This is a genomic window from Zobellia sp. B3R18, assembly GCF_018860715.1.
In the GTDB taxonomy this organism is placed as follows: Bacteria; Bacteroidota; Bacteroidia; order Flavobacteriales; family Flavobacteriaceae; genus Zobellia; species Zobellia russellii.
This window is the reverse complement of record NZ_JAHKQG010000007.1, coordinates 124221-137544: the sequence shown is the minus strand read 5'-3', so window position 1 is coordinate 137544 and position 13324 is coordinate 124221. Positions and strand designations below refer to the sequence as shown.

Sequence of the window (13324 nt, the reverse complement as noted above, 5' to 3'; positions counted from 1 at the left end):
TGTGGACCTTGGGCTCCTGTAGCGCCTGTATCCCCTTGTGGACCTTGAGGACCTATTGCTCCTGTTGCTCCTGTAGCTCCTTGTGGACCTTGAGGACCAACTTCTCCTTGCGGGCCTTGGGCTCCTGTAGCTCCCGTATCTCCTTGTGGACCCTGAGGACCAACTTCTCCTTGAGGGCCTTGTGGACCTGTCGCTCCTGTATCTCCTTGCGGGCCTTGTGGACCTGTCGCTCCTGTGGCTCCCGTATCCCCTTGTGGACCCTGTGGACCAACTTCTCCTTGTGGGCCTTGGGCTCCTGTAGCGCCTGTATCCCCTTGTGGACCTTGAGGACCCGTTGCTCCTGTGGCACCGGTATCTCCTTGCGGACCTTGAGGACCCGTTGCTCCAGTGGCTCCGGTATCGCCTTGTGGACCTTGTGGACCGACTTCACCCTGTGGGCCTTGGGCTCCTGTAGCTCCCGTATCCCCTTGCGGACCTTGAGGACCTACTTCACCTTGCGGACCTTGTGGGCCTGTATCCGGATTAATCCATGAATAAGTTCCTGTACCGTCCGTAGAAAGTACTTGTCCATTATTCCCACCTGAAGGCAGTTCTATTTCGTTTGTTGGGTCCGAATCTTCATCCCTAATGTCTATTGTGGTATTGGTACCATCGTTAATTTGTATTTCAACGGATCGGTTTGGCACCACAACTGCACTACTAAGATTTTGATCATCTCTAAAATCTGTAAGATCAACGGTTGTATCCGGGCCTGTACCATTATCTAAAGTGATGATATTTCCTGTAAGACTTATCTGCTGATTATCAGTATTTGCTAAGCTTGATAAATCTACCGTTTCAGAACTACCATCTTCTATGCCTATTGTTAACGTATTTCCCGAAAGACCTGACCCTTGAATACTTTGATTATCCGCTAAATCGGCTAGACTCACAGTGTCAGAACTTCCTCCTTCAATTCCAACGGTTAAAGTAGTTCCCGAAAAAGTTAAATTCTGAATGTTTTGGTTGTCCGTACCCGAATCATCTAAATGTGATAAATCTACTGTTTGGCTATTCCCGTCTTCAATACCCACAGTAAGTACATTTGAACTTGTATTTATTGCTAAACTTTCGATATTTTGATTATCACTTCCAGCAGGGAAATTTACGGAAAGGTCATAATCATTACCTGTTTGATTTAAGGTTACAGAACCGTCTGTTGAGGTTAAGGTTTGTATTTCGTTTGAAGCGTCCGCATCGGCATCGTCTACATTTAAATTAATTGCATTTCCTTCGGATATACTAACATTTCCAGGATTACCATCCGTACTTAGCGTTTGGTCGTCACTGGCGTTGTTGGCCAAATCCTCTAAAGCCTCCTGGACCGTAGTTTCGTTTACCGTATCTCCATCAACATCAAAAGGAGTGTTCAAAGCTACCTCCGTAGCATCTTGAATCTCATTTGTTGGGTCGGCATCCGCATCCTGAATATTTATCGTTGTAGAACCACCTCGCTGTAAGTCGATGTCCACGGTTTCGTTAGCGGTACCCACTGCACTTGTTATCTGTTGGTCGTCACTGGCATTGTTGGCCAAATCTTCTAAAGCCTCTTGAACCGTAGTTTCGTTTACCGTATCGCCATCCACGTCAAAAGGAGCATCTAACGGAACTTCCGAAGCATTTTGCTCGTCTAGATCTACACTACTGATTTGATATGGATTTCCTGCTGAACCATCTCCTGCTACAGAAACATTTGCATTTCCAGATTGTACGATAGTCTCCGTACCATCGGCAGCAGCTACAGAAAGATTATAATCGTTGCCTGAAGGCGTAACCGTTATAGAGCCGTCCGTAGAGGTAATGGTTTGAATCTCATTATTTGGGTCACCATCTAAATCTGGCGTAGCATTTCCACCTACAGCATTCCATGTGGTACCGTCATAAACATATAATTGTCCCGCAACCTCGTCTACATAAGTTACCCCGCTATTACTTGGTGTAACCGTTGGAGAACCATTACCCAATAACGTAAGTTCGTTTGTCGGGTCGGCATCGGCATCATCTAAAGAAGGAACATCTACCGTTAAATTAGGATATGTACCGCCTACCACAACATTTCCGCTTCCACCATCGGCAATAGTAACCGTTTGATCTGGAGCCGCATTCACGACTTCAAAATTCTGACCAGATTGGTTTACCGTAATACCCGTTCCCGCTGAAACTGTTTGATTTTCGTTTGTTGGGTCGGCATCCGCATCCTGAATATTTATCGTTGTAGAACCACCTCGCTCTAAATCGATGTCCACCGTTTCGTTAGCGGTACCCACTGCACTTGTTATCTGTTGGTCGTCACTGGCGTTGTTGGCCAAATCCTCCAATGCTTCCTGGACCGTAGTTTCGTTTACCGTATCGCCATCAACATCAAAAGGAGTGTTCAAAGCTACCTCCGTAGCATCTTGAATCTCGTTTGTTGGGTCGGCATCCGCATCCTGAATGTTGATAGTAGTTGAACCACCTCGCTCTAAATCGATGTCCACCGTTTCGTTAGCGGTACCCACTGCACTTGTTATCTGTTGGTCGTCACTGGCATTGTTGGCCAAATCCTCTAAAGCTTCCTGAACCGTAGTTTCGTTTACCGTATCGCCATCCACGTCAAAAGGAGCATCCAACGGAACTTCCGAAGCATTTTGCTCATCTAAATCCACACTACTGATTTGGTATGGGTTTCCTGCGGAACCATCTCCTGCTACAGAAACATTTGCATTTCCAGATTGTACGATAGTCTCCGTACCATCGGCAGCAGCTACGGAAAGGTCATAATCATTATCGGTTTGGGTCAAGGTTACAGAACCGTCGGTTGAAGTAATAGTTTGAATCTCATTGTTCGGGTCACCATCTAAATCAGGACTGGCATTGCCCCCTACTTGGTTCCAGTTAGTACCGTCAAAAACATATAACTGCCCAGCAACATCATCTACATAAGTTACCCCAGCATTTGACGGTGTTATTGTTGGTGTCCCACTATCTATTAATGTAAGCTCATTGGTTTCGTCTTCATCTAAGTCTGTTGAATTAACCGTATAGTTTCCATTCCCGTCATCAGTTACCGAAATAGCTCCTGTACCAGCAATTACGGTTTCTACAAGAGATGATAAATCTACATTTGCAGAACTCCCTCTTTCTATATCTATTTGAAGTTGATTTGTTCCGCTTAAAGTAGCTCCGGTTAAATTTTGGTTATCACTAGCGTTCGCTGCCAAATCAATAATTGCTTCTTCCACCGTATTTTCATCCACACTGTCCCCATCAACATCTAATGGATTTGTTAAATTAACCTCCGTTGCTTCTTGATCATCCGTACCATCAAAACTGGTTGAAGTATTATCTTCCGAAACATAAGTATAAGTTACATTATCAGCTGTAGACAATGTTGTAACCGTCTCGTCTATTTCCGTTACCGTACCGTCCGCTTCCGTTACCGTAGCGATCAGGTTACCCGCAATAACATCCGTGATGGCGATTCCGTTCGTGTTGATGTCCACGTCCGTGCCGTCACCATTGGTGAAACGGTAAAGGCCGCCTCCCAAATCCGCAATGTCCGATTTGGAAACCGTTACAGTATTTCCTTCTTCATCCACTAAAGTGATGTTCCCGTCATTGTTATCCTCTATTCGTACGATGCTCTCCTGGATGGAAACCGTGGTCCCGTCCTCTTTACGATATACACCGATTTCGTTTCCGTTGGTCGAAGTTCCGGTGATGTCCGTTACCGTCTCGTCTATTTCCGTAATTGTTCCATCCGCTTCCGTTACCGTGGCAATCAGGTTACCCGCAATGACATTAGTAATATCGATTCCGTTCGTATTGATGTCCACATCCGTTCCATCGCCATTGGTGAAACGGTAAAGGCCGCCACCCAAATCCGTGATATCCGATTTGGAAACAGTTACAGTATTTCCTTCTTCATCCACTAAAGTGATGTTCCCGTCATTGTTATCCTCTATACGTACGATGCTCTCCTGGATGGAAACCGTAGTCCCGTCTTCCTTTTGGTATACACCGATTTCGTTTCCTGATGTGCTTGTTCCAGTAATATCCGTAATTGTTTCGTCTATTTCCGTTACCGTACCGTCCGCTTCCGTTACCGTAGCGATCAGGTTACCAGCAATAACATTAGTAATATCGATTCCGTTCGTGTTGATATCCACGTCCGTTCCATCGCCATTGGTGAAACGGTAAAGGCCGCCACCCAAATCTGTGATATCTGATTTGGAAACCGTTACAGTATTTCCTTCTTCATCCACTAAAGTGATGTTCCCGTCATTGTTATCCTCTATTCGTACGATGCTCTCCTGGATGGAAACCGTAGTCCCGTCTTCCTTTTGGTATACACCGATTTCGTTTCCGTTGGTCGAAGTTCCGGTGATGTCCGTAATTGTTTCGTTGATATCTGTTGTTGACCCATCTGCCTCGGTTACGGTTGCAATGCGATTTCCCGGAACGATATTGCCAATAGACATTCCGTTGGTGTCAATAGTAACATTTGTTCCGTCACCATTAGTGAACTCATAAAGACCGCCTCCTAAATCCGTAATGTCCGATTTGGAAACCGTTACTTGGGCTCCTAATTCATTTGTAAATGTTACATTACCATCGCCTTCATCACTTATATCCGTTATTGTTTCATTAATTGTAACTAAATCACCGTTCTCGTTTTCATAAACTCCAATAGCATTTCCTGTAGCCGCCGTTGCCGTTAAGGTAGTAATGGTCTCCACCGGTAAAATAACTGATGCAGTGCCCCCATTTTCAAGGGAAAGCGTAAGTTCTCCGCTTAAACCATCAAAAGTAAAGTTTTGAAGCTGCTGGTCATCGGAAGAGGTCAGCTCCCAAGAATCACCATCCCAAAAATAGATAGTCCCTGTATCCGTATTTACATAAATATCACCTATGTCAGCACCTGCAGGAGTAGTTAATCCTGGAGCTGTAACATCGGTACCGCTTAGCACCTCACAGTTACATTGGTCTTCTAAACTGACCGTAGTCTGTGCAAATGCTAATCCGGAGATTAGGAAAACTAAGATTATACTTATTTTTTTCATGACCATTACTTTACTTAAAACCGTATTGTTCAAAATCTTTATCATTACCATGCGAACTAGCTTTAGACGCAGTGTACTTTTTATTCCAAAAAATTATCTGAATTCCGCCCCCGGACATTGCACCTTAAAAGTGCCTTTTGGCATGGTGAAGAGGATGAAGAACATCCTAAATGCCACTTGGTTTATATAGAATAAACCTATGTCAAACTTTGGTTAAGTTATTCAGTTTTTTGGGTTGTGTTGAACCAATCCTATTGAGAATGATCCAATTACACTTTACAAAATTAACCTTAGTACCTGCAATGGAAAATAATTGTTGTATAAGTGTGAATTCCTATTGTATACGTACTGAAAAATGAGGTCTTGGTTTATTTTTTTCCTGTGTTAATCGTCGATAAGTCCAATAATATCGCTATACTACAGAGGGTCATATGTTTACGAGAATAGTGTAATATGTAGAAAAATAGAGGTTAAAATGGTGCCTAAAACGAAAGTAGAACTGTTTAAATTTGGACAAACTTACATTTCATATTTAACCATTATATAACATTGTTAATTTGGCTTTACTCTGTAAGTTATTCGCCTATTCGTAATAACAGTATACGCCTTAATTATACTTAAAGGAGAAAACTCAGAAGTAGAGTTTGCCAATGTAGCCGTAGTAGTTACCGTGTTACCTAAACCAATAGCTGAAGGAAGTGGAATACTGAATTTAAACTTGTTGGTATTGTCCGTATTATTATCATCATCGCTATAAGCGGTAACCCTTGATTCCGAATCGGAAGCAGAACCTTCTACCATGCTGCCTAGGTACCGTTGTCCCTCACCATAATCATAAGTCATGCCCAATCTATTATCTCCTGCAGAGGCCGTTCCTTCGTTAATGTCAGTTGCAAACAACTCTATAGTAGCTCCCGGTCTTGACCAGCCCTCTACTACCAGATTTGATCCTGAAACATACGCCCCTGTAATTACAGGGAAATTTAGGACACCGTTGGGACCATTATCCGAGTCTCCGGAGTCATTAATGGTTACCCCATCACCAAAACCATCAGATAAATCAATATCTATTCCTAGAGCAGGACTTGCCGTACCGTTTGCGTAAATTGAGTTCCTAGAGATTAAGTTTCCTGATGTATTCCCGCCACTTAGAACAATACCTGCCCCACCATTTGAGGTTACAATGTTATTGGTTAAAGACGAATTGTTTCCATCCAAACGAATACCCACGTTTGCGTTGTCTCCCGTACACTGACCTCCATCTTGGCCGGAGTTGGAAATTGTATTCTCCGTAATGGTCAAAGAACCGCTTATTCCTTCTGCATCTACGCCTAGGGAAGCAGCTCTATCAATTAAGTTTTGCTGAATTATAATTCCAGACCCACCACTTATTTTTATATTATCAAAACAAGCGTTGTTTCCATTGTCCGTAATATGATTGTTTTGTATTAGGGTAGACGTTCCTCCGTTCACCAAAATACCTTCATCCGTATTTCTTGCTATATAATTGCTGTCCACAATAGATGTTCCTCCAATAATTTCCAAGCCATAATCTATATTTCCCGATGCATTGCCACGAGCATTCACACCCAGTAAACTGTGCGACACAGTTGCAGACCCACCCTGAATAATAATTCCTGCATTATTATTGGCACGAACAGCAATATTACGAGTTACCACATTTGTACCGTTTAATTGCAATACATCACCTGAGGGACTATACAATTCAATTTCCGGTAGGTCAAAGTTTGGCAGATTCGTATTTGAAACTCCTACCCCTGTTCCTCCAGAACCAACAGTTCCTGTATTTGTGTTACCCGAATAAGCAGTTTGCGTACGCCCATCAATAACAGTATTGGAACCAGTTATTACCGGAAAATCGTTGGGATTGGACATGGTAATATTAAAGTATCCATTCGTAAAATTGGCATCGGCCGTTCGCCCTAATGGATCACCGGTAGTTGGTATCATAAATATTGAAGTGTCCTCACCTGTCGCTGGATCAAATATACCGTTCGCTTCAATATCCAAACCAACTTCTCCTATTGCATTTGAATTCAATATAAACTGAGTAAGTGAACCTTGTCCGTTCTCGTTTGTATTTACTATGGTATTAAAATTAAATCCAAAATTAATACCTACAACACCGTTACCGGCCACCTCAACACTAGCTATGCTTTGAGCATTATTGAAAACACCCAATGATACATCCTGAGTTGCTGTTGGGTCAGTTCCCCCAACTTCATCTGTTACATCTACGATACTACCAGATATCATTTCGGTTTTATATGTCTGAACGGGGTAACATGCAGAACAGTTTGCTCCACTATCTCTAGTAGACCGGACCGTTGAGCTCACTACTTTTATAAAGTAGTCTCCATCTGCCATGCCTCCAAACGAATAATTTCCGTTCGCCTCTGTATTTTTTCTTTGGATAAAATTACCGAAAGAATCAAAAAGCTCTACAATTGCACCCGAAATTCCTACTCCTCCAGAGGCCAATTGATCACGGCCTGCGCCACCCGGATAATTGACATCTTCAAAAACACGACCTGCAATTAAGTTGGACGGTACTTTCAATACCACCGCTGCAGAAATCACAAAATCCTGACCTACATCAACATTTGCCGTAACCTCACTATCTGCTGGTTGAATAAATGATGAAATATCATAAGTATCTAAATCTACACCGTAAGTAGCAGCATTATTATAAACCGGAGGACCTACCGTGTTGTCATAAATTGTAGAGTTATAGGAGTTATTACCTGTTTGACCTCCATCTCCTGTAAGAATAAAATTTTGATTTCTTTGATTGGTAATGGACAGTTCTTCAGGATTGGTAGAGCCAGAACTAGATCCATTCAAATCTGGATCACCTTCCCACGATAAAAATGAAGCTTTGGCGCCTGTTCCCGATATGGCATAAAAAGAATCTAGCGTAAATGAATTACCATCATTACTTAAACCATCAAAACCTTGGTATAAGTTTATATTTACTGCTGGCAGGGAACGGTCTTCATAAAAAACCATTAACGCCCAGCCACCAAGAACCGTACTTGTTGTACAATATTCTCCCGTATTATTAATGGTAAGACCACTAAAGTCAAAAACATTACTAGATAAGTTGGATACGCCTTGAACTATGGTGGTTACATCACTTACATAACCAAAAAAGTTTCTATTGCCCAAAGATGTCTGATACAGAAAGTTAGCAGAAACACTTTGTCCTTCAAAAGTTACATCTGCATCACGAACCGTACTAGAATGAGACCAATACAGATAAGCCCTTTCAACAGAAGCTGTTGCCGGAACAGGAGATACCAAACTATTGGACGATGATGTAGTAACCGCACAAGGACTAGCCCCATTGGGACTTGTACGTAACGTACCTCCGGTAGTTGAGTAATCATAATACCCATCAAATTCTTGAAACAGTGTTAATGGGTCATTTGCTAAGATCTGAGAATTTATGGTACCCTTACCCGCATCGTTATAATTTACAACTGCATACTGGGCATTTGCTCCAGTAAAGACAATATCAAAATCTTCTGCAAATTCCGGAATACCATCATTGGCTATAGGTACAGAAATGGTCTGAACATTATTTAACTCTCCTGTAAAGGTTAGCGTTCCTGATGTGGCGGTATAGTCGCTTCCTGCCAAGGCCAATCCGTCTACGGTCTCAAAATCTACCGTAAATGGCGCTTCAACAAAACCGAATAAGAATACATTTCTACCATGGGCAGCTCTGGTAGATCTTACCGTAAACACGGCATTACCCACATCTTCATCTATTGTAATGTCCTCAATTATAATAATGGGACCGTCAGGAAAACAATTGATTTCTGCCTCCCAACCAGCTCCGGTGTTACTTCCGTTAGAAACAAACCTAAACGTTAGACAACCTGAAGCAGCCGAAGAATTTATTGAAGTGGGTACATTGGCACTATCATACTGACCTATTAAAGTAGCTCCCGTTGAATTACCATCATAAATATAGAGTATATCTCCAGAAACAATCTCGAAACTGGTAAAGTTGACATTCAAATATGTATCAACTGTATCCGGACATATGGTATAGGTTACATCTTGATTATTAGAATAATTAGAGAGTCCGCCCGGATCAAAAAAGGTATCACTACATGTAGTTGCACTACCACCATTAGTCATTATTAAGGCGTCATCATCTATAATCGTTGCTGTAGCTGTATCACTAATGTCTACTTGAGGGTCTGATGCTAGAGTGAATTCCAATATGAAATTTTCCGGATTCTCAATAGTACCATCATCTAAAATGGGAACGGTAACAGTTTCCGTATCACCTGACGTACCATTGAAGTTTAAAATACCAGATGAAGAAGTATAATCGTTACCATCAATTGCAGACCCATCTACCGTTCTGTAATTGACCGTAAAAGGAGCTGTAGCGTTCGTACCTGTATGCCGTACGGTAAAAGTAGCATTGCCCCCGTCTTCATCTACTGTTATATCATTTACCTCCAGAACAGGAATAGGTGCGGGAAAAGTTGCAGAAATCTGAAAATTATCGATAAAGGCGTAATCATTATTATTCCAGTTATTGCCCGATTTAGCTAATCTTACGGTTGTAGTTGCTGAAATAAAACCAGATATATCTTGACTAAAAATTCCTGTATTATTACCATTAATCGTACCCACTGTAGTATAAGACGCACCTCCATTATTAGAAACCTGGATACCTAACGCTCTACCGTTTGTAAGACTAATTGTTGTATAATTAAAACTTAACACAGCTGTTGCAGCCCCATTAAGATTAGCCGATCTGCGTACGGTCTCAGAATATATCCAATAAAATTCAAGTCTATTACTACTTATTCTAATATATTGACTGGCAGGACCATTATTTGTATCGCCAGTTTCTACCCAATTTGTAGAAAAGTTAGAACTGCCATTATTATTTGAGTAAGATACACTGCTAAAATTATCGCGATAGGTTTCTTGTGCGACCAACTGTAACGAACACAGCATCGCCAAAAAAACATAAAAAATTCTAGTATGATTATACACTATTTTTAGCACTTTTTAAAGCTTTGAATAGATGCCGACCGAACGGACCGAGCATTTAACCCAGCAAATATATCCGTACTAGAACTACTTAAGAAAAATTTGTTGTGAAGACCCCAATAGTGAGCGTAACCGATAGTTTTTACAATGTTTAGGTATTTTAAAGCATGTTGAATTGCCTTTAAAATAGATACATTATCGATTAAATACTTATCTACTTTGTACAGTACCGTGAACAAAAAAGGCAGCTACTTTAAAGTAGCTGCCTTTGGTATTGTATTCCTTAGATATACTATTCCAGAATAATAAATTCCGATCGTCTGTTCAGTTCATGGTCCTTATCCGAACATTTGACACCATTGGCACATTGGTTAATCAATTTAGTTTCACCAAAACCTTCACTATCCAATCTCTCTTTGGCTATCCCTCTTTTTATCATATAATTTACCGTAGCTTCCGCACGTTTCTGAGAGAGCCATAAGTTATAAGAATCCTTACCTCTACTATCCGTATGGGAGTTTACCTTAATCCTCAAACTTGGGTATTTTTCCATGGCAGCAATTACCTTCTCAACCTCTATTTCAGAATCTTTACGAATGTTGTATTTATTAAAATCAAAATAGATGGTACTCAACTGCAATAGTTTGGCTAAATCATCGCCAAAACCAGCACTAATAGAATTTCTCTCTAGATAAAAGTCTATGGTTTTAGGTTCCCCATCAGATTTTCCTAAATACTCTTCAGATGGAATATACCCCTCTGTCATAGCTCTTACAAAATTACCTTGGGTACAATCTACCAATAAGCTATACTTACCTTCAGCATCTGTAATGGCCGACATTATTTCGTCATTATTTTCATTGATGACCTTAACTGATGCCCCAATTAAAGGCTCATTGGATATTTTGTCCCGCACTACCCCGGAAATAGCCTGTTCACAGTCAATCACCAACGATTTGGTTTCCAAGAAAGCGTAAATATCATCAGCTCCCTGCCCTTCCGAGCGGTTAGAGGCAAAATACCCTTTTTTAGTTTCTTCGTTAAAGATAAACGTAAAATCATCCATTCTTCCGTTAACGGGTTCACCTACGTTCATAACGTTTCCATCTAACCTTCCATTGGCTACTTTAGTAGCAAAAATATCCAAGCCCCCAAGACCAGGATGGCCATCAGAAGAGAAATAAAGGACATCTTCGCTTGAAACAAAAGGAAAGGTTTCCCTAGCTTCCGTATTAATTACCGAACCTAGATTTTCAGGAGTACCGTAGGTTCCATCATCGTTTATGGAAACCCTAAAAATATCAGATTCCCCTAAAGAACCGGGCATATCCGATGCAAAATATAAGGTCTTTTCATCTGCACTTAATGTGGGATGGGCTACAGAGTAGTCATTGCTATTAAAGGGTAGTTCCTCTATATTAGACCATACACCCTCTACCATTTTAGCCTTGAAAATTTTAAGACGTATTACTCCTTTTTCGTCTTTTACATATTTTCCGGACTTAAAATTATTTCTAGTGAAATATAAAACGTCCCCGGCCTTGTTTACTGTTGATGTTGATTCGTGTAATCTTGTATTTACATGGTCCCCAAACTTAATAACAGTACCTTGAGAAATACTATCTGCGTTTACTTTATATAAATCCAAAAAATCCTTTGAATTCCAAGTATGACGATAGCGAGCAAAATTACCGGTGTCCCTATCCGAAGAAAAAATTAGACCCTCTTTATAGAAAGAAGGTGCAAACTCCGAGTACGGAGAATTATATTGAAAAGGCGATACGTTATATCTACCCGAATTTCTTTTAATATCGTTTAGATAGTCTTTCTCGTCTTTGTATGCAGTAGCCCTTCCATCATCTGAAGTGGCCTCCAAAAATTTGCCCATAACTTCTTTGGAAGCATCATACTCCTCTAAAGTTTTTAAGGTCTGTGCATATCTAAAGTAATACTCCGGACCTATTTCTCCCGGATACTCGTCTACCAGTCTTTTGTATGTTTTTGACGCATCCTCGTAATCTGCATTGTAATAGTAAGAATTTCCTAATTTTTTGAGAAGGTCTGCCGAAACGTAACCCCTATCCAGTACTTTTTTATAAATATCGATAGCCGGACTAAAAGAGTATTCGTCATATTTTTCATTGGCCTTGGTAATCAATTTTTCTTGGGCAAAACAACTCGTGCCCATCAAAAAGACCAAAACATAAAGAATGTGTATTTTTTTCATCATAAGGCAAGGTTTAGAAGAAACGCGGAGAAACCAGTTTTTCAAATGATTTCACTAATTCCCATCTTAGAAAAATTTCAAAAGATCCGCTGTTGAACTGTGTACTACCAAAGTCTGTTGTTTCTTTATCATATGCTAACCCTAACATAATTTGGTCAGATATCTGAAAACCAGCAAGAGCACTTACAGCGGCATCCCATCTGTAAGCTGCACCAAAAGAAAACTTTTCTGCAAACAGAAAATTAGCTGAGACATCTACCTGAAGCGGTGCACCACCTACGACCTTTGTCAATAGAGCTGGCTTAAATTTAAAGTTATCATTTAAATCAAAAACATATCCTGTAATCAAGTAAAAGTTAACACGATCTTTAGCCAAAAAGTCAATTTGGTTAGCATCCGAGTTGGCCGAATCAAAATGTTCTACCTCTAATAAATTGGGAGCAGAAAGTCCCGCATAAAATTTATCGGTATGGTAGTACATTCCCAGTCCTACGTTAGGAGAAAATCGGTTTTCAATATTATCGGTACCTACAGCTTCTTCAAAACCTGGTCTCTGTCTTAATTGTTCAAAATCCAAATTGAGAATATTACCTCCCAACTTTAATCCAAAAGATAGTTTTCCTTTTAAAGAAACGTCAATTGAATATGAGATCAACCCATCTATATAAGTTTCTTGAACAGTGCCCTCTCCTATTTTATCGTTCACTATAGACAACCCGTAACCTACTTTACTGTTCCTTATGGGAGAGTGTAAATTGATGGTAAATGTCTCTGGAGATCCATCTAAACCTACCCATTGCGACCTGTATAGGCCCGCAATACTCAATTGCCCCCTAGAACCTGCATAGGCAGGGTTAACGCTCATTGTATTAAACATATACTGAGTGTACTGGGCATCTTGTTGGGCCGAAGCCGTTTGACAATAGACCAATACCAAGAATAGGCCTGCTAGTAGTTTATTTCTTATAATCAT

3 protein-coding genes and 1 pseudogene are annotated in these 13324 nt (G+C 40.8%); all 4 read right to left on the bottom strand.

The window, feature by feature from the left end; translation table 11 throughout:
* Positions 1 to 5132: pseudogene (locus KO513_RS05195) on the bottom strand (collagen-like protein); the annotation flags it as partial.
* 501 nt (positions 5133 to 5633) lie between these two features.
* On the bottom strand, positions 5634 to 10088 hold the full coding sequence (locus KO513_RS05190; RefSeq protein WP_215912562.1) for a beta strand repeat-containing protein: 4455 nt from the start codon (positions 10086 to 10088) through the stop codon (positions 5634 to 5636).
* A 328-nt stretch (positions 10089 to 10416) separates the two neighbouring features.
* Positions 10417 to 12354: an OmpA family protein gene (locus tag KO513_RS05185; RefSeq protein ID WP_215912561.1), complete on the bottom strand. Its 1938-nt coding sequence runs from the start codon at positions 12352 to 12354 to the stop codon at positions 10417 to 10419.
* A gap of 10 nt (positions 12355 to 12364) precedes the next feature.
* On the bottom strand, positions 12365 to 13324 hold the full coding sequence (locus KO513_RS05180; RefSeq protein ID WP_215441884.1) for a PorP/SprF family type IX secretion system membrane protein: 960 nt from the start codon (positions 13322 to 13324) through the stop codon (positions 12365 to 12367).

Excerpts from the sequence above, each read along its gene's own strand:
- KO513_RS05190 (WP_215912562.1), bottom strand. The coding sequence starts at position 10,088 with ATGCTGTGTTCGTTACAGTTGGTCGCACAAGAAACCTATCGCGATAAT.
- KO513_RS05185 (WP_215912561.1), bottom strand. The coding sequence starts at position 12,354 with ATGATGAAAAAAATACACATTCTTTATGTTTTGGTCTTTTTGATGGGC.
- KO513_RS05180 (WP_215441884.1), bottom strand. The coding sequence starts at position 13,324 with ATGATTATAAGAAATAAACTACTAGCAGGCCTATTCTTGGTATTGGTC.